Source organism: Pedobacter zeaxanthinifaciens, assembly GCF_003313335.1.
GTDB classification, from domain to species: domain Bacteria; phylum Bacteroidota; class Bacteroidia; order Sphingobacteriales; family Sphingobacteriaceae; genus Pedobacter; species Pedobacter zeaxanthinifaciens.
This window is the reverse complement of sequence record NZ_QMHP01000004.1, coordinates 84,149-103,014: the sequence shown is the minus strand read 5'-3', so window position 1 is coordinate 103,014 and position 18,866 is coordinate 84,149. Positions and strand designations below refer to the sequence as shown.

The window sequence follows — 18,866 nt, the reverse complement described above, 5'->3', positions numbered from 1 at the left end:
TTATGCACCTACTAGTGCTTTATATTCGTCGGCGCTCAATAAACCTTCTACATCAGTAGCATCAGTTAAAGCAACTTTAACCATCCAGCCTTCACCATAAGGGTCAGAGTTTACCAACTCAGGGTTATCATTTAAAGCAGCATTAAATTCAGTTACTGTACCTGTTACTGGCATAAATAAATCTGAAACAGTTTTAACAGCTTCCACTGTACCAAAAACCTCTTCTTTGCTTACTTCAGAGCCTACTGTATTGATATCAATGTAAACGATATCGCCCAATTCACGTTGAGCAAAATCGGTAATGCCAATAGTAGCTTCATTTCCTGATACTGATACCCATTCGTGGTCTTTAGTGTACTTTAATTCTGATGGAAAGTTCATTTTTATATGATTAAGTTTTGTTATCTCGTTTGCTTGTAATGAGGCAAAGTTAATAATTTTTGTTGTGGCTAAAAATCTTTAAATGGCAAGCAAGCAATCTTTTAAAAACAACACCTTAACAGCACCATAAGTTTTGTAAACCTTATTAGCTTTATTAGTTTAAAGTAGCTCTTAAACTGAAGCCAAAATTGCTGAACGAGGTATTGAACGATTGCGAAGTGTATGGCTTTGTAATGTTCGAATCGTAGAATACCCTTACGTTGAAACGTTGGTTTAATATATAATCTACACTTGGGCGTAAAGTAATATTTTTAGCTCCTGATGATACCTCAGCCTCTGTAATGTCAGCCCTATAAATCACGGTTTTATTATCCCTAACTGATACATCTAGTTTAAAGTCCATGTTGTTATCCAGCTTCAATTGCTTAAATAATCCAAATGGGAACCTAAACTTTGTAGTGCGATAGCCTAAACCAAAAACGATATTATTTTCTGACAAATGCGCTAGCTGACTGTTAGCCAAACTTAAACCCAGCAGTCGGGTTTTGTTCACCTCAAAGTTAAGCGTCATGTTGTTTTTTAAACGTGTATCTATTCCGATAAGTGGTGCAAACTGCTCAGAGATACTCACCTGTGCAAACTGATACAACGGCAGAAAGTTTCCGTTCACATCGCGACTGCTAACAAAACCATCGGTTTCCTGGTACTTCAACAAGCTATTGAAGCCATTGATACTGTAGGTAGAGCGGTAGCCATGCCTTAAACTCATTTCAGAAAAACGATCAGCAATGAAAGCATACTTGGTTAAGCCTGCATAGGTAATACGCCAGTTTGGAAGCGGAATTTTAGGCAAGCTGTTTAAACTTACTGAGCTCGCATCCTTACCGGTATAGGCCGCTAAAAATGACAACACCACAACGTCTTGCGAACTTTTATCATAACCTTGTGCAAAACCATTAACTACGCCATTTGAGTTTGGATTAATACCACCCAAACGACGAGATATAACGGAGCGATTGCTCATAAAATCATTAAACACACTCGACAGCGTTGTGCCGCTTTTATCTTTAAACGCCGTACCTAGGGAAATGATAGAAACACTGTAATCGCCAGTGGTATTAGGACTAAAGTTAGTAAATCCGCCGCTAGGCAAATCATATTTAAAGTTTGTAGAGTAGTTTAACGTACGGTTTTTAGCGGCCGTTAAGGTCACTTTTAAATCCTTTAATGGCTCAATAGTACTAGTAAGCTGGAAATCTTCGCGTAAGGTATTTACGTAAAGCTGAACTTGGTTAGGATCAGTAGTAATCCATCCGTTGTTAACAGCCATCAGCCTAATATCTCTTTGGCTACCAAAAACAAAACCCAAACCAGGTGCACCGGTTGCGTCATCTATACCAAAAAACTTGGTTTTAGGTAGATATCCCGGTAAAAAAGTACCCTTAGTTTGTGTAAATGCTACGTTTACATTTTTGATACTGGTTAAAAGCCCTACCATGAAGTTGGAGAACTTAAATACAGTATCTCTATTGTTAAGCATACGCCTAATAGCTCCAAACTTATTGTAAAACGAAATAAAATTCAATGTTGGATTAACCTGTATTGTCCTTGAGTTTTGGATGGTGTTACCCAAATTAATTGACGGATCATTCAAGGTAGATAATGCCTCGGTTTGCCAAGTAAAAGTGGTGCCATAGGTAGTGGCTACACTTACCCAATCCAAGCCCGGAATTTTTCCAATTGGCCAATTATAGCGCACATTCAAACTGTGGTTATAATCGGTATTTCTACCTAAACTTTTCAAATTATTCCAAAGCGTATCACGTTTTAAGCCCTCTATCTTTCCGTCTGGTTCATCAATAATTGAATAGTTTGTTGCATCAAAATCCAAGCTTAATGATTTAGTTAAATCCCAAGCAATGCCATAAACCCTAGTCACCAAGAAGTTTTTGTTGTAAGTGGTGTATATTGGAATGTTTGTGTTAGGATCATTATTTCTCAACGTGTTTTCAGCATAAAAACGATCAAAATCTACCCTAAAATTGATTGAATTTGGCAGCAATGAAAAATTGAAATCTTTTAAAAGCTTTAAGGTATTAGATTTGATGATTTTACTAAACGGCGTATAACTTTTTGATGTATAGCTGTAGTTGTATGCTAAAGAAGCCTTGTAAGTATTTTGAATAGTAGCTTCATTAATAAAATCGCGGTGCGATAACTTACTTTGAGCATAAGAAATATTGAAATTCTCAATATCCCATAACCTTACTTTGGCTTCTTGATTTACCCTATCTTTTCTAACATTGGTAAAAGCTAAACTGCTACGTGTGGTATAATCTTGCGCAAAATTCAATATCGAATCACGTTGTGCTTTATTAGATACCTCAAGCGCTTTAGATAGTTCAATATCTGGAGTACGAGGATCAAATTGTGGTGTAGCAACCTGCTTTGAGTAACTTATAAACATTGGGATTTTCACTCCGCTTTTCTTCGGTAAAAACTTACCCAGCTCCATATTTGAAGAGATATCAAATGCTGTATTTTCTGACCTGCTGCGTTCACTCACCTTGCTATCGATAGAACCAAAACCAATGGTAGATTTTGCCCCAGAAACATTTACATCGGCAAAATCAGCGAGTTTAAGGTTCATTCTGGCAGTTGCAGCCCATCCACCACGTTGATCAAATTCAGTTAAACGCAACTCGTTGAACCAAACCTGTCCATATTTAGCCAAACCATCGTCATTAGGTGAGGCATCTGGGCCGGTACGTAAAGGATTTTTAACCCCTAGCATGTATACACGTACCTTACTCATATCAGGCTGTCCTTTTACGATAATGGTGTTTTTGCCATCGGTGTACCTAAATGGCCTGTCAATTGGCCACGGACCAGTACCAAAACGGGCATTGTTACGTGCTACCTTGGCTTTTTGCAATAACTCTAGCTCAACCACCATTTTATTTTCATCAGGCCAAATGGCATACGGATCCGAAGTACCCGGCCTAGTTACCTTTAGCGGTTGATTATATTCGTAGTAATTGTCGCTATTATCTGTACCGATGCGCAGGAAAGCACTTAGTTCATTATCCTCTAAACTGTTAATGCCATCGCCCTCTAAATGGACGTACATTTCGAGTTTTTTGTAGGATCTAAAATCGTTGAATGCGGTTTTAAAAGCAGCCCTACCGTAACCGTCTCGTAAATCTTTCACAATTAAGGAAAGCGATTGCTCGTTTTGACGCGTATCTCCACGGTAATTGCTAAAATCCCTTTCACGCTCAATACCCGGAGGCACAACGTAAGGTATTGGAGCTCTACGGCCATTTTCTTCGATGTTAACTGTCCCTAATTCCAGTATAGAATTATCAGGAGAAGGTGTTAACCCAAGTGCTGGATCAGCAATTACTTTTCCGCTTTCGTTTTTAGCGTTGTATTGCCTCCACTCCCCACGTACAAATTGGATTTTCGCAAACCTTAATACTGTTGTGTCGGCAAAATCGGTCATGAACATACGCACAAAACGGATGGATTTAAAATCCTGAATGCCACCTACTGCAGCTTCGTATTGCGCTATAGGCACGCGAATTTGATACCAAGTTGCATTTTGCGTTTGTCCGTTGGCTAATTTTACGGAAGATACCACCTTATCAGTAACAAAGCCCTGACCAACCTGCTGCAAATCCGCTGGGCGAATAGAGATTTTATACTGAAAATACTGGTCAGATTGAGTCATGTTATTGTCCCTGTTCACATCTTCGCCATCTGGCAAGAAGGTTGAAGCTGAGTTTTCTAAGCCAAGTTCCTGTTGCGATTGCTGAGAAGTTTTAGAGTTCCCTTCTAGACCGTTGAAATTCATGTAGCGTTTCAAGATTCCAGCATTTTCTTGATCCAATACACCACCCCTGAAATAAGAGTAGTCATCAGATGAAGGATCGTTTTCAAAAGCCAGCCCAGCATCAGGATTAAGTTGTGCTCTAATTTGAGCTATTTGTGCTGCAAATTTTTGTCTTTCATTAACGTTAGACAGTCCATCCAAACCTACGTCCTGTGCTCTTCTTACTTCTGGATCATTGTCGAAAACCTGCACTACTGGCTGCAATTTGGCTACCCTACCCCAGTTAGTTTCGTCATATTTACTGGCGTCGTTTCCAGCAGGCAAAGCATTTTCTAATGATTTTCTTCCATCCTTTAAAATATCTTCGGAGATATTACCAATATTGAAATACAAATCTCCACCTTGCGAACCCGGCTTGTACATGAACGGATCCATCACCCAAAGTTCGATATATTCAATATTTTGTGCTTCAAAATCATTTACATCAACCCTACGCATGATACCTCCCCATCTGGTACGCGGATTTTGCAGCGTTCCGTTTGCATTAAAGCCCGTTGTAGTAAAATTGTACGGACCACGCAACATCGGGTAGTAAGCTAAGTCTAAAGTTTGTAAGGTAATGGCCTGCCCTGTACTAATTTGTTTAAATGGAAAAACCTCCGTTTCCAAAACTTCCCTTACATAATGGTTAGAAAGTTCGTTTTTATCGCTACGTAAATTAGCAGGCACTTGGCCGGCGCCACCCCTACCGTAAAAAATAGGATCAATGTTATAGAAGGCCAACTTAGCACGGTTATAGCCGTACCGTAAATCATCATTAAATTGATATTCTGGAAACAATTGCGGTGTGCCAGAAATTTGCCAAGCAATAGCTGCCTTTAAATCAATTACCGAACGAGAAGCCTCAAAATCATCCAAGAAACTTGTGCCACCTTTGCTTCCGCCCATGTTCAAGGCTTTTGGAGAACCTGGCACTAATTGGGCAAATTCGCCATAAAAACTAACATTGGATTTTTCTTTGGTAGAGATTAATGGCAATTTATCCACCATCTTGGTTAAAAACCTTGAAGAAGAGGTGTAGTTGATATCCATGCCCCAAATGGAATTGGAAATTGGTTCTTCGCCAAAATTCACTTTAGGGGTAATTGGACGCTCGGTAAGGTTCATAAAAGTACCGCCAATATTCAACTTATTGTTTACCCGATAATCGCCTCTAATACCAAATAAGGAACGCTGTTGCAAACCAAAAAGCTCATTATTTTCGGTAGAAATACGAATAGATTGTCCTGAACTTAGTAACGCGGTATTTAAAATTTTAACCCTGCCACTCATGTAATCCACGGTATAGTCATTTCCTTCAACCAAAGGAATACTTCCCATGAATACCTTTACAGAGCCCTCGGGAACATTAATGGAGTTCAAACTAAATTCTGATGAAATTTCAGATTGATAATGCCCTTTGAACAGGTATCGATCTTTGCCTGGAGATAGCTGTTGCGCATCCACTTTTGTAGCGGTGTACAATTGCGGAAAAGTATATTTATCAATTAAATTTTGCTCAGAGGTTTGGTTAAATTGTGCCGCCAAATCCTTACCAAAAGGCTCAATAACTGGAAATATGATACGTCCGTTTTGCGGATCTATAGTTACATAGCCGCTGATAGAATTAGTTAACGAAGTAGCCGAAGCGCCATTGCCGAAATTAGGATTATTGGTAGTTCCCACATTATTTTGGGCAGCTGCGAAAGGACTATTCTGCGATTCGAAGTCGAACACCCCATCAGGTTTACGCTCCTTTTGTGGGTTTAACCTATCCAAGCCAACTGCTTGTAGCCAAATTTTGCCGTTGGTTCTAGAGCCTTCGGTAATCATTGCCCGCTCTACGCCAGATGTTTCATCGAGCCTAAATAAATCCAACCTAAAATTTTGATTGCTGATTTGGTAGCCCCCGATGTTGTAGATGTTTTTCATCATCAAGTTCCAAATTGGCAATTCGGGCTTAGTAGTTTCATTTTTTAGGAGCTTCGCAAACAGCACATTTGGATTTGCCTGATCAAAAGGCACATCCGTAGCAAATTCTCCTACCTGATATTCAACACCTCGGTAAGTATATCGGTAGGCAACCGCCAGCAATTCATCGGTGTTGAGTTGTACATTTAAGGAAATGTAACCCAATTGTGGATGTATGGTAAACTCCCTATCCGTAAGCTTACGACCGTACGTGATTTTACCGAAATTATCTGTTGAACCAGAACCTTGAAAATATTGTAACAAAGCAGCGCTGTTAGATTGGCGTGCTGCTGCTGGAATTTTAGTCAATAAATCGTTAGAAGGCGTTGGAAAAGTGCTGTTGTTAAAGCCAGACGGCAAGCTATCTGTACGCGTACGCACAAAATTACCGTTATACGGGGCATACTCGCCTAAATCCATGAAACCGATTACATCCCTTGAATCGGTAGTGTTGCCCGTTTTATTGGTTACCCAAACTTCTACCTTGGTGATATTCACTTCACTTAGTACTGTTGGCGGAGTGCGCAAAGCTCTATTGTATTGATCTCTGAAATATTGTGCTAGGAAGTAGTGTTTGTTTGCCTCGTACTCGCTTCCGCTAACGCGAAAATCACTTTGCTGTGCACCGTTGCTAATTTCAATTTGTTTGGATTGTGATTTCTGTTGCGTAAACACGGTGGTTAAACCCAATTTACCAAACTGTAATTGCGTTTTTATACCAAATAAAGCTTGTGTACCGGTAATTAACGAAGTATTGAGTGGTAAACTAACATTACCTGCCTCGATGCGTTTAATGATATCATCAGGACCGCCAGTATAATCCAACTTAATTTGGTTTTCAAAATCAAACTGAGCCTCGGTATTGTAGTTCATTTTGATTTTCATTTTGGTACCGATGTTACCCACCACATCCATTTGGATTCGTTGCGTGAAATCAAAATTACTTTGTACCCTTTGACGTTCGTTAAAAAGTGGATTTTCGTTACGGTTTACCCTACCTAAAAATGTAAGCTCAGCTTCGCCGCTTGGCTGTATATCAATTGTAGTGCCACCAAAAATCTTCTCAAAAACCCTGCTGTTGATTTTAACCTCTGGGATTATTCCCGTTTTACGGATATCATCAATTTCCTGGTTAGAAAATAGTCGCCAATTTTCTCGCTTAATTTCACTGTTTACCAATCTAAGGTACTGCTCTACCGTGAGGTATTGCGGCGGCGTGTACAATTTATCGCCAATACGCTCAGTTATGATGTAGCGGTTGTTAACAGCATCATATTCTACCTCTTTCTTAACGTTTTCTGGCAGTTTAAAAAACGGATTGGCATAGGTACGCAAGCCCATCCATTGTTTTTCTCTTAAATTGAAACTATTTTTAGCCGTATCGGTTTTGGAGCTGCCAGTTACTTGCGCAAACAAAGTTTGGCCTATGCACAGGCCTACCAATAAAACAAAATAGGTAAGTTTGTTTTTCAAGTTGGTTTATTTATAAATTCTTCAATGCTTGTTTGATCATTTGCTCAACAGTTAGCTCACCATCAGCCTTTTTGAGCACATTATCAAGTGCTTTTTCAGCTGCCTGTTTGCTAAAGCCAAGCATAATCAAAGCAGATAACGCTTCATCTTTAATTGTATTGTGAATTGGCATGGAAATTAATGATTCTATACCCTCTTTTTTCAATTTATCTTGAAGTTCGAGCACAATACGTTGCGCAGATTTAGCGCCAATTCCTTTAATTTTCTGAATTAAGGCCACATCTGCACTTACTATAGCTTGTTGTATTTCGTTTGGTGTTATGGAGGAGAGCATCATACGGCAAGTAGTTGGTCCAATACCCGACACAGAGATTAAATGCAGGAACAACCTGCGCTCACCCTCATCGGCAAATCCGTAAAGGGTATGCGCATCTTCTTTTACATGTAGCCAAGTATAAATTTTGCACCTTTCACTTTCTCCTAGCGCCGCATAAGTGTTTAAGGAGATATTGATGTGATAGCCCACGCCGCCTGTTTCAACAACAATATAAGTTGGACCTTTAAAAGTTAGTTTCCCATCAATATACTCGTACATAACGCTAAATTAAATAAAAAACTAAAGTAATATAAAGAATTAGCTTTTCAATTGCCCTTGTTAAAAAACTTTAAGTCAATTTTTTAAATGTAGGAGATTTGATGGATGGATTAAACTGGCGTTAATAAAAAAGGCAGGACCTTGAATCCTGCCTTTTCAAATCTATGTTGGAAAACCTACTTGCTTTTTTTAAATAGGCCTTTCTTTCTGCTGCTTGCTACTTCTTCCTTAGCTTGTACATCAACCACAGCAATGGTTACCATATTTACAATTTCCCTTACCGAGCTTCCCAACTGTACAATGTGTACTGGTTTTTTAAGGCCTAACAAGATAGGGCCTACCGCTTCGGCACCGCCTAACTCCTGTAAAAGCTTATAAGCAATATTACCCGACTCCAAGTTAGGGAAAACCAAGGTATTTGCTGGTGCTTCTGCTAAACTACTGAAAGGGAAATTATCCTTTAACATCGCATTGTTGATTGCAAAATTACCCTGCATTTCTCCGTCTACGATAATATCTGGATGTTTCTCATGCAATATTTTAACTGCCTTACGTGTTTTTTCAGGAATGATACCTTCGTTAGAACCAAAGTTAGAGTAAGATAATAACGCAATACGAGGAGTGATATTAAATTTCCTTACTGATTTTTCTAGCAGCAAAGTCAAATCAACCAATTCTTCTGCAGTTGGATCAACGTTAACTGTGGTATCTCCAAAAAACACAGGGCCTTTTTCAGTCATCATCATATACATTCCCGCTACACGGCTCACCCCTTCTTCTGTACCAATAATTTGTAAGGCAGGCTTAATGGTAGTTGCATAGTTTTTGGTTAAACCTGATACCATTGCATCGGCTTCGCCAAACTCTACCATTGAAGAACCAAAATAGTTGCGATCACGCATCAATTTTACTGCCTCAGTTAACGTTACGCCGCGTCTCTGTCTTTTCTCATATAAAGATTGAGCATATTTTTTTGTTCTTTCTGGCTCCAATGCTGGATCAATGATTTGCACACCGTCCAATTCCAAAGCATTCTCTTCGATGATGGTTTCGATACGCTCTTTGTTACCCAATAAAATCGGAATAGCAATGTTATCATCCCTAACAATTTGGGCAGCCTTTAAAATTTTATAATTATCAGCCTCTGCAAAAACCACACGTTTAGGATCAGATTTTGCCTTGTTGGTAATGGCACGCATAATGGCATCATCAGTACCCAAACGCTTTCTCAATTCTTCAGCGTAAGCATCCCAATTAGTAATTACTTTGCGAGCAACACCACTTTCAATAGCTGCTTTGGCAACTGCCATTGATACATTGGTCATCAACCTGAAATCCATAGGCTTAGGAATGATATAATCCTTACCAAATTTTAGGTTTTTTGCGTTGTAGGCCATATTTACTGCTTCCGGAACCGGCTTTTTAGCCAATTCAGCAATAGCTTTAACGGCAGCAATTTTCATCTCTTCGTTAATTGCAGTAGCCCTAACATCTAAAGCACCCCTAAAAATATAAGGGAAGCCCAACACATTGTTAACTTGGTTAGGATAATCAGAACGGCCTGTAGCCATAATGATATCCTTACGAGAATTGATTGCTAAATCGTAAGCAATTTCTGGGTTTGGATTAGCCATTGCCATTACGATAGGATTTTTAGCCATCGATTTCAGCATATCTACCGAAACGCAATCGGCAGAAGAAAGCCCGATGAACACATCCGAATCTTTCAGCGCTTCTTCCAAAGTATGTAAGTTACGGGTAGTTGCAAACTCAGCTTTGATAGGATCTAATTTTTCCCTATCAGCACGGATTACCCCGTTTCTATCACACATCACAATATTTTCTTTCTTAGCGCCAATAGCCATGTAAAGCCTAGAACAAGAAATAGCGGCAGCACCTGCGCCGTTTACCACAATTTTAATTTTGTCGAGTTTCTTTTTTTGTAGCTCACAAGCGTTAATTAAAGCCGCAGCAGAAATGATTGCCGTTCCATGCTGATCATCATGCATTACCGGAATGTTCATTTCCTCTTTAAGCCTGCGTTCAATTTCAAAACACTCTGGCGCTTTAATATCTTCTAAGTTAACGCCGCCGAAAGTTGGTTCAAGGGCTTTAACTATTTTCACAAACTCATCTACATTTTTTGTGTCCAATTCCAAATCGAACACGTCGATGTCGGCAAAGATTTTAAATAACAAACCTTTACCTTCCATTACTGGTTTACCGGCTTCGGCGCCAATATCACCAAGGCCTAAAACAGCGGTACCATTACTAATTACCGCAACTAAATTACCTTTGGCAGTGTATTTATATACGTCGTCTTTATTTTCAGCTATTTTTAAACAAGGCTCTGCAACGCCGGGCGAGTAGGCCAATGTTAAATCGCGTTGAGAGGAGTACGGTTTGGTTGGGATTACTTCAATTTTACCTGGTCTACCCTGCGAGTGATAGTCCAAGGCATCTTGCTTTCTGTTAATCTTGCTCATTTTTATAATTTTTTGTAGCGGCCAAAGTTACAATCTTTTTTTAGGATACAGTTTGTTTTTTGTCAATCGTATGTTGAGATTGAGCATGTTGGCTACGCAGTAAATAGTCTGTTAGGCTAAGTTTAAGGACCGTTAAAGATTTAAAGTTATGCTATTGGAGTGGACAAGCGAATTTAAGCTAAATGTATTGAGCACATTGCTGGTTGGTTGCTATGGCCTATTTGCCTTGTAGAAAGTATCCACTACAAGCTTACCACTAACGTATTTTTCTAAAGCAATGAATTCGGTTTTCTTTAGCTTTTTCAAGTTCCACCTTTGTCTTAAATAAGCCGAATGATAAGATAAGGGCTTCCCATCAGCATATTGCTGCGTAATAGGCTTCATCTTATGTGTTTTTGATGTAATTGGATTGATCAATAAAATGCTATCTGCATTGAAGTTTTTGCTTTTGTATTGATAATCTATCTCATTTGGAAACGAGATTACCACAAGTGAATCTGCAGCAGTTGGATTTTTAGATTTAAAATTGAAGTACACGGGTGAGCCCGGAACCAAGCATCCGCATAGCAAAATTGCCATTAATAAAACGAGCAACATCTTCATTGTATTTATCAACTATGTTGTTAAAAAGCCTACATCACTTTAAGCAGCATGCCTTCAGTAATTTTTGCAGATTTTAAACCATTAGCCTGTTTTAAACTGGCAACGGTAACACCATCAAATTTTTCTGCAATGCTCGAAAGCGTATCTCCCTGCTTTACTTTATAGTTAACAAGAACTGGCTTGGCCTTTGGCAACATTTTGTGTGAAACAGTATCTGGATAAATTTTAAGCTTTTGGCCCGGAATAATAGTTGATGCCACTAAGTTATTCCACACCTTCAAATCCTGTACTTCTACTTTGTACTGGTTAGCAATAGCTGTTAGATTTTGGCCTGGCAAAACTTTGTGTACAATTAATTTCGGTTGAGGAATTTCGCGTTTTGGCAATGTCTTTTTCCTTAAATCCCGCACATCATCTGTTGAGGCCAAAATCACTTCCCTGTCCATCTCTAAATCATTATTTAATACTTCAAATAGTTGCGGATAGTACTGATAGCCAGTTTTAGGAATTACCAATCGCTTTGGTGCAATGGCGGTGCCATTAATGATTTTCTTTTTGTAGCTGGGATTTAAAGCAAATATCGTTTCTTCCTTTTGGTCAATAGCCTTTGCCACATCGGCCAATGCAACAAAATTACGTACAACAATAGTATCTGTTTTAAAAGCAAATGGTGCAATTTTTGGAACTATTTGATGCGCATTTGCATACTTCATTACATATACTGCGGCGATAAACGCTGGGACATAATTGCTGGTCTCTTTCGGTAGAAATCTTCTGATGTCCCAAAAGTTGCGAGAACCGGCTTTATCAATAGCTCTTTGCACATTGCCCTTGCCACAATTATAAGCTGCAATGGCAAGCAGCCAATCGCCAAGTTCTTCGTAAGCATCTCTAAAATAGGCTGCTGCAGCATAACTGGCCTGGACTGGATCTTTACGTTCATCAACAAAATTATCCATGTTTAGCCCATAAGCTTTTGCCGTACCAAACATAAACTGCCATAGGCCTGTTGCGCCAACTCTAGAAACCGCATGCGGGTTCAATGAAGATTCAACGATAGATAAATATTTGATTTCAGTTGGGATATTGTAGCTTTTTAGCGCCTTTTCGAAAATTGGAAAATAGTAGCCAGAAAGACCTAGCATATCGCCGTACATTGCTTTTCGTTTAGTATAGATGTCGATATAGCTCTGTACGTACTCATTATAATCTAACGGAACGGTTTGTTTGATGGAATCTAAACGTAGTTTGTACAACAGACTTTGCCCTAAAAGCAAGGGTTGCTCAATAGAGGGAACAGCAATAGTGTCACTTAAAGGTGCGTTAGTAAGCCTTTTAAGTATGGTATCGTTTTGAAGCTTTACTGGAACTTGAGCTAATGCATCAAGTGCAATAACAAAAGTTAAAATGGTAAGTATCAATTTCCTCATAGGCTATTTTTTTAACCACATTGCAACATTTTGTTTGGAACTCCTAAAAACACATTGCAAAACAGCTTTAGAATGTGAATTTAGCAACCCTATGCGCCTTTGTGTTTATATTTAAGCTTTCTCCAAAAAACTGTGCGACAAAGACAATAATGTTTCTTCATCAAAGTGCTTGGCCATCAATTGGATACTTAACGGTAAGCCTTCTTTATTATTGCCCAAAGGTAAAGCAACCGCAGGTATACCCGCCAAAGAGGCTAATACAGTATAAATATCTGCCATATACATCACCAAAGGATCTTGGACATTTTCCCCAATTTTAAACGCAGGCGTAGGAGCAACTGGGCTCAGTAGCACATCACAATCCTGTAATAGTGCCACTGCTTTTTCTCTAATTAGTCTGCGTACTTTTTGAGCTTTTTGATAATATGCATCGTAATAACCGGCGCTTAACACAAAAGTGCCTAGCATAATACGGCGCTTTACTTCTTCACCAAATCCTTCAGCTCTAGAGCTTTTGTAAAGCTGATTTAAGCTTTGCGCTTGTGTATCTCTATAACCGTAATGTACCCCATCATAACGAGATAAATTTGAGGAAGCCTCTGCAGTGGTTAAGATGTAATAGGTAGGCACTAAATAATCTAACAGGTCAAAAGAGACTTCTACTACCTCATGTCCATCTGCCTTGAATTTCTCTATTGCATTTAGGATGGCATCTTTAGTTTCTGGATCCAAAGCTTCACTGGTGATGGTTTCTTTTAAAACGGCTAATCTTTTTTTAGTTGAAGATGTTGCTAGCGCTGATTTTGTATAACTAGGAACAGGAATTGAAGAAACTGTGCTATCATTTTCATCAGCTCCAGCTAAAACTTCCAATAACAAGGCTGCATCACTTACCGATGAAGTTAATGTACCAACCTGATCAAACGACGAGGCATAGGCGATAACACCGTAGCGAGAAATACGCCCGTAAGTTGGTTTAAACCCAATGCTGCCGCAAAATGCAGCTGGCTGACGAACAGAACCTCCGGTATCGGTACCTAAGGCAGCTAAACACATATCGGCCTGTACCGCTACTGCCGAACCACCCGACGACCCTCCTGCAACACGTTCTTCATCTGCCGCATTTTTAACGGTACCAAAGTAAGATGTTTCATTTGAGCCGCCCATTGCAAATTCATCGCAATTTAAGCGACCAATGATGATGGCATCCTCAGCAAGTAAACGTTTAACAACGGTAGATGAATAAGGAGAAACAAAGTTTTCCAGCATTTTGGAGGAAGCAGTAACGATATGGTCTTGGTAGCAGATGTTATCCTTAATACCAATTACCATACCCGCAAGCTTGCCTGCCGAGCCATTATTTAACTTGGCCTGTATTGTTTCAGCTTGGTTGCGGGCAGAATTAAAAAACACCTCATTGAAAGCATTGAGGTGTTTTTGCTTCTCTATTTGATCGAAATAGTAAGCCAAAAGTTCTTGTAAAGTGAGCTGCTTATCCGCAAGTTTCCCCTGTATCTCTGTCAAAGAGCTATATTTCTTCAAAATTTAAATTTAAAAGATTGAAAAAAAGCGAATTATTGAGGTCTGTTTGGAGTTTCGTTGGTTGAATCAACTCCATCTTTCCCTTCTTTAAACTCTTTTACACCTTTACCTAATCCTCTCATTAGTTCTGGAATTTTTTTACCACCAAAAAGTAATAAAAGAGCTAATACGATAAGGATAATCTCTGGAGTGCCTAGCGCTGCTAGCATTGTGGTTTGTAACATGGCTTTGTTTTATGTTGTAATTTCCTATTGGGAACTTTTCGGTTCCTTAATTTCTTCTTTACTATCTACGGATTTCACATCGTTTTGGATTTCTGTAGCGGTAGTATTGGTTTCTTCATGGATAGAATGCGAATGATCCAATTCCGGCTCGCGATAAGCATGATTTTGATCAGCCTTCCTATCTTCTTCATCCGCATCAAAAGAATTGATATTGCGATGGATTTCTCGTTTTACACCTTCCGAAGCATCTTTAAACTCACGGATTCCCTTACCCAAACCTCTTGCTAATTCGGGCAATTTTTTACCTCCAAATAACAAAAGTACGGCTATCATGATGATCATCATCTCGCCTCCCCCCATATTCAAAAACTCTAATAACGGCGTGTAATACATTTTAAAACTGATTTTATACAAATATAGCTTTTATTTGGCCAAAAACACAGCTTATCGGGCCAGCCAACTTTCTGGGTTTTGTGGCATACTACCTCTGTTAATTTGAAATCCTACTTCCGGAACACCATCTGTTTCGCCGGCAATACCGATTGTTTGTTTTGTAGTAACACTACTTCCTTCGGATACGGAAACGCTTTTTAAATTTTGATAAATGGTAAAATATTCACCGTGTCTAACAATTATCACCCATCGTCCCATAATATTAGTTACCCTAGTTACTTTACCGTTAAAAACCGATCTGACCGAGGCTCCATCGGAAGTTTGAAAAGTAACACCATCATTTCTAGCAGACGCTTGATCAACTTGATATGCACCAAATTTAGAGGTGATGTATCCATTCGACACCGGAGATGGCAAACTACCTCGGTTCGCCTCAAAAGCATCAGAAAGTTTAGCGGCCTCTGGGGTTGACCTCAATGCCTCACTGTTTGTTTTCGGCTTTGAAGCTACTACAGTTGGTGCTGGTCTGTTTTCAGCCTTAGCCTTAGCAGCAGCAATCCTTTCACGCTCCCTTTCCTCCTCCTCAGCTTTTTTCTTAGCCGCCGCTATCTCTCTAGCAATAACCGCTCTAATTTCTCTATCAATTGCCGCTTGCTGTTGTTTTTTCTTTTGGATGTCTTGTTTGAACTGCTTTTCCTGTTTGCTTAACTTGCTAAGTACCGCAGTCTGTTCATTTTTATTTTTATCGAGCTTGCTCTTTTCGGTTACTTCTTCTTTTAGCAAACTTCCTTTGTTTTTTAAGTTTTTATCGAGAATTACAATTTGATTGCTCAATTGCTTCTCGGTACCTTGAATATAAGCAGCTTGCTTTTTGCGGTACTGGCCAAACTGCTGAAGATATTTGATACGTTTGTATGCCTGGTTAAAATCACTTGCAGCGAAGATGAACATCATTTTATCGTAAGCATTGCGATTGCGCTGTGCAAAACGAATCATACCTGCATACTCCTTCTTCAAATCTGCCAGCCTGCCTTTTAGGTTCTGTACTTTATTGGTATTTTCATGAATTTGCTGATCCAAATTCTTCATCTCAGAGTTAATGGTGGCAATTTTTTCTTGCCTTAACCTAATTTGAGCTTTGATGGCATTGATTTGGCCAAGTGTCAGTTTTTTTCCGCTTGTAGTTTTGTTAAGATTTCTTTGCGCAAGTTCAATTTCTCTTTGCAAAGCTTCCTTTTTACGTTTAAGTTCCTTGCTGGTTTGGGCAAACGCAGTGCTACATAAAAAGATTGCAACAACTAAAAGTAGAGCTCGGTTTAACTTCATTAGCCAAAAGTATAAAAAATTAACGGATTATATCGAACCCCTTAGGAATGGTAAAAGGGAATTCAACGGGCACATTTACGTCGGTTTTAATAAACTCAACGGCGATACTTATTTTTTTATTGTTAACTGCTGAGTTTATTTTTAAGTCCAAGGGAAATAAACCGTTATTGAGTGGCGTGTATTTATCATAATTCACCTTTAACGCCTGAGCTTCAGCAGCATCATTAAGATTAAGCTCAGCAGATTTTAGCAGCGTATTGAAGAGCACGCTGTACGCTAAATTTTGCTCGGTACCGGTTAACATCCAAACGCCATTTTCTTGCTTTAAATTTGATTTTTCAATTATAAACTCCTTAATGGTGTTGCCTGTTAAAATAGATTGTAGCCAACCGAAATTCACTTGTTTGTTGGTGTAATCATAAATATAAGAAAATGGCTTTTTTAACACCGATCGTTGTTGTCTGTTCATCAAAAACAAGCTATCAGGGGTGATGATTCCACGAGCTACTTCCAATGCACCGCCTAAGGCCGTGATGTTGAACCAAATTGTTTCGTTTTTTTTCATGCGGACATTCAGCGTCACGCCATTTTCCTGTCCATCTACATTTAATTGTGCTTTACCTTTTAATGACAGGGTGTTAAAGTCTAAATCCTTACTTTTCAAGGTAGCCAAATTCTCCGACTTCTTATCGGCAATGGGAGCATTTTCGGTAACAGCCGGTGCCTTTACAATTTCCTTTTTAGGTCTGCAACTGAATAAGCTTGTTACAGCCACAGCCAAAATGATGCTATTTAATATATTTCTTTTCATTGATCTTTCTGTTTAATTTTTCCGATTGATTACCCGACATTTTAGCCTTTTGCCATTGCTCTACCGCTTTTTCTTTTTCTCCTTTCAGAAAAAGGATATCGCCATAATGTTCTAGATAAACAGGATTATTGGCTTCGTTGTTTTGAAGTGCTTTTTGAATGTAAACCAAGGCTTCATCCAATTTATTCACTTTAGATAAAACGATGGCATAAGTATCTAAAATAGATGCGTTTTGCGGCAGTTCCTGCGCTGATTTTGCAGCCAGTTTTTCTGCCTTAGGCAAATCATGGTTTCTTAGCGCCAAATAATAAGCATAATTGCTCATGGTTTGATAATTAGCTGGAGCCAATGCAACAGCCTTATCAAAGGCAGCATCCGCCTCTTTTAATTTGCCTTGGTCTATCAAAACTTCTGCCTGCAAGGCCAAAATCATCGATTTCAGGTTAACATCTTCAGGGTCTAACTGCAAGGCATTATTCAATTCGTAAGCTGCTTCGGCATTTTGGTTGTTACGGTGTAAAGCAAAAGCCCGGTAATAATATAAAATTGCCTGATTTGGATAAACCGTCAAAGCTTCCTCACCAGTTTTGATCGCTTCGGTGTAAAGTCCCATCAATGTTTGTACGCCAAGCAATTTCTCCCAAGCAATATACATTTGCTCCTTCAACTTGATAGCGGCCATGTACTGTTCCTTAGCACTGCCTAAATTGCCTTGCTGATACAAGATATCTCCATAAAGGATGAATACCTTTGGATCGCTTTTGTAATCGTTTAGCACTATGGCAGCAAGCTCGGTTGCTTGTTTTGCTACTCCGGGCTTATTAAAACGGGAAAGCATTTGACTTAAAATATTGAGCTTGCTGGGCAAGGGCATTTCCGTATTATCGAATGCTATTTTAAGTGCGCTAAATGCTTCTTCGGGCTTTTTTAACGCATTGTAAACATCGGCCAAAGCCAAATTAACCTCATAATTATCGGCATCAATTGCTTTGGCTTTCAACAATATGGTTAAAGCTTCTTCATTTTGATTTTTTTCAAGCAGTACACCGCTCAATTCCAAATAGTTTTTAACATCGCCGGGGCTATCGGTAATGGCTTTTTGCAATTCGTTGCCATTGGCATCATTGCTTTTAAATTTCTTTTTTGCTGCAGCAGAAGCTTTAGAAACTCCAAACTTTTGCTCTAAAAAATCATAGGCTTTTTTCGATTCCTCAACTTTACCAGCTATAAAAAGCGCATTTGCTCGATCAAAATAATAGCTTTCCGTTTCAGGATCCAGCGCAATAAGTTTCTCCAAAGTTTGTCCTAAGGCTTCCATATTACCATTGCGTTTGTAAACCTCGCTCAGCAATTTGATGTACCAAATATTTTCGGGCTTGCCTAGTAACGCTTTCTTGATGGACACTTCGGCATCGAGTATTTTATTTTGCCTTAATTGTAAGTTAGCCAGCTCGAAATGGGCGGCATCATTGGTGGGATCAATCAGGAGAATTTTAGAAAAACTACTACTTGCGTTTGCGTAATTTTCATTCATTTTTTCCTTTAAGCCTGCAAAAAAAAGCTCCTTAATGGCATTGCTATCCTTAACGGCAATGGGCGACTGCTGTGCCTTACTTACAAAGCATGCCATTAACAGCATCGAAATAAAAAACAGCTTATTGGCTTTTTTCCACCACGAAGACACGAAGAACACAAAATAATTTTCGATTTTCATTTCTTAGCTAACCTTAAATAATAGCTGCAAACTTACATTTTAC

The 18,866-nt window shown here is 39.1% G+C and carries 12 protein-coding genes; all 12 read right to left on the bottom strand.

The annotated features are described in order from the left end of the window. The 12 genes from gcvH to DUT68_RS07495 all read right to left on the bottom strand — a co-directional run bounded on the left by gcvH (position 1) and on the right by DUT68_RS07495 (position 18,823). Complete coding sequence (gcvH, locus tag DUT68_RS07550) at positions 1–381, bottom strand: glycine cleavage system protein GcvH (protein WP_113637187.1); 381 nt, start codon at positions 379–381, stop codon at positions 1–3. A 154-nt stretch (positions 382–535) separates the two neighbouring features. Beyond that, positions 536–7,699 (bottom strand): T9SS outer membrane translocon Sov/SprA, encoded by a 7,164-nt coding sequence (gene sov, locus DUT68_RS07545; protein WP_237088287.1) that lies wholly within the window; start codon positions 7,697–7,699, stop codon positions 536–538. Positions 7,700–7,709: 10 nt separating this feature from the next. Next, positions 7,710–8,294 (bottom strand): Holliday junction branch migration protein RuvA, encoded by a 585-nt coding sequence (gene ruvA / locus DUT68_RS07540; protein ID WP_113637186.1) that lies wholly within the window; start codon positions 8,292–8,294, stop codon positions 7,710–7,712. 176 nt (positions 8,295–8,470) lie between these two features. Next, positions 8,471–10,780, bottom strand: a complete 2,310-nt coding sequence (locus DUT68_RS07535; RefSeq protein ID WP_113637184.1) for an NADP-dependent malic enzyme — start codon at positions 10,778–10,780, stop codon at positions 8,471–8,473. A gap of 210 nt (positions 10,781–10,990) precedes the next feature. Continuing rightward, positions 10,991–11,377, bottom strand: coding sequence for a hypothetical protein (locus DUT68_RS07530; protein WP_113637182.1), 387 nt, complete (start codon positions 11,375–11,377; stop codon positions 10,991–10,993). Positions 11,378–11,412: 35 nt separating this feature from the next. Beyond that, complete coding sequence (locus tag DUT68_RS07525; protein WP_113637181.1) at positions 11,413–12,813, bottom strand: lytic transglycosylase domain-containing protein; 1,401 nt, start codon at positions 12,811–12,813, stop codon at positions 11,413–11,415. A 111-nt stretch (positions 12,814–12,924) separates the two neighbouring features. Then, positions 12,925–14,355 (bottom strand): Asp-tRNA(Asn)/Glu-tRNA(Gln) amidotransferase subunit GatA, encoded by a 1,431-nt coding sequence (gatA, locus tag DUT68_RS07520; protein WP_113637179.1) that lies wholly within the window; start codon positions 14,353–14,355, stop codon positions 12,925–12,927. 32 nt (positions 14,356–14,387) lie between these two features. Then, positions 14,388–14,579 (bottom strand): Sec-independent protein translocase subunit TatA/TatB, encoded by a 192-nt coding sequence (locus DUT68_RS07515; RefSeq protein ID WP_198659550.1) that lies wholly within the window; start codon positions 14,577–14,579, stop codon positions 14,388–14,390. Positions 14,580–14,603: 24 nt separating this feature from the next. Then, positions 14,604–14,972 carry a Sec-independent protein translocase subunit TatA/TatB gene (locus tag DUT68_RS18565; RefSeq protein ID WP_237088286.1) on the bottom strand — a complete coding sequence of 123 codons (369 nt, stop codon included), beginning with the start codon at positions 14,970–14,972 and terminating at the stop codon, positions 14,604–14,606. Between the two features lie 51 nt (positions 14,973–15,023). After that, the gene (locus DUT68_RS07505) at positions 15,024–16,298 is read right to left on the bottom strand and encodes a murein hydrolase activator EnvC family protein (protein WP_113637177.1); all 1,275 of its coding nucleotides are present in this window, start codon (positions 16,296–16,298) and stop codon (positions 15,024–15,026) included. Positions 16,299–16,317: 19 nt separating this feature from the next. Beyond that, the gene (locus DUT68_RS07500) at positions 16,318–17,109 is read right to left on the bottom strand and encodes a lipoprotein insertase outer membrane protein LolB1 (protein WP_113637176.1); all 792 of its coding nucleotides are present in this window, start codon (positions 17,107–17,109) and stop codon (positions 16,318–16,320) included. Further along, positions 17,087–18,823 (bottom strand): tetratricopeptide repeat protein, encoded by a 1,737-nt coding sequence (locus DUT68_RS07495; RefSeq protein WP_113637174.1) that lies wholly within the window; start codon positions 18,821–18,823, stop codon positions 17,087–17,089. Before DUT68_RS07495 ends, DUT68_RS07500 begins: the two co-directional genes overlap by 23 nt. Positions 18,824–18,866 lie beyond the last annotated feature (43 nt).

Excerpts from the sequence above, each read along its gene's own strand:
- gcvH (WP_113637187.1), bottom strand. The coding sequence starts at position 381 with ATGAACTTTCCATCAGAATTAAAGTACACTAAAGACCACGAATGGGTA.
- ruvA (WP_113637186.1), bottom strand. The coding sequence starts at position 8,294 with ATGTACGAGTATATTGATGGGAAACTAACTTTTAAAGGTCCAACTTAT.
- DUT68_RS07535 (WP_113637184.1), bottom strand. The coding sequence starts at position 10,780 with ATGAGCAAGATTAACAGAAAGCAAGATGCCTTGGACTATCACTCGCAG.
- DUT68_RS07530 (WP_113637182.1), bottom strand. The coding sequence starts at position 11,377 with ATGTTGCTCGTTTTATTAATGGCAATTTTGCTATGCGGATGCTTGGTT.
- DUT68_RS07525 (WP_113637181.1), bottom strand. The coding sequence starts at position 12,813 with ATGAGGAAATTGATACTTACCATTTTAACTTTTGTTATTGCACTTGAT.
- DUT68_RS07515 (WP_198659550.1), bottom strand. The coding sequence starts at position 14,579 with ATGTTACAAACCACAATGCTAGCAGCGCTAGGCACTCCAGAGATTATC.
- DUT68_RS18565 (WP_237088286.1), bottom strand. The coding sequence starts at position 14,972 with ATGTATTACACGCCGTTATTAGAGTTTTTGAATATGGGGGGAGGCGAG.
- DUT68_RS07505 (WP_113637177.1), bottom strand. The coding sequence starts at position 16,298 with ATGAAGTTAAACCGAGCTCTACTTTTAGTTGTTGCAATCTTTTTATGT.
- DUT68_RS07500 (WP_113637176.1), bottom strand. The coding sequence starts at position 17,109 with ATGAAAAGAAATATATTAAATAGCATCATTTTGGCTGTGGCTGTAACA.
- DUT68_RS07495 (WP_113637174.1), bottom strand. The coding sequence starts at position 18,823 with ATGAAAATCGAAAATTATTTTGTGTTCTTCGTGTCTTCGTGGTGGAAA.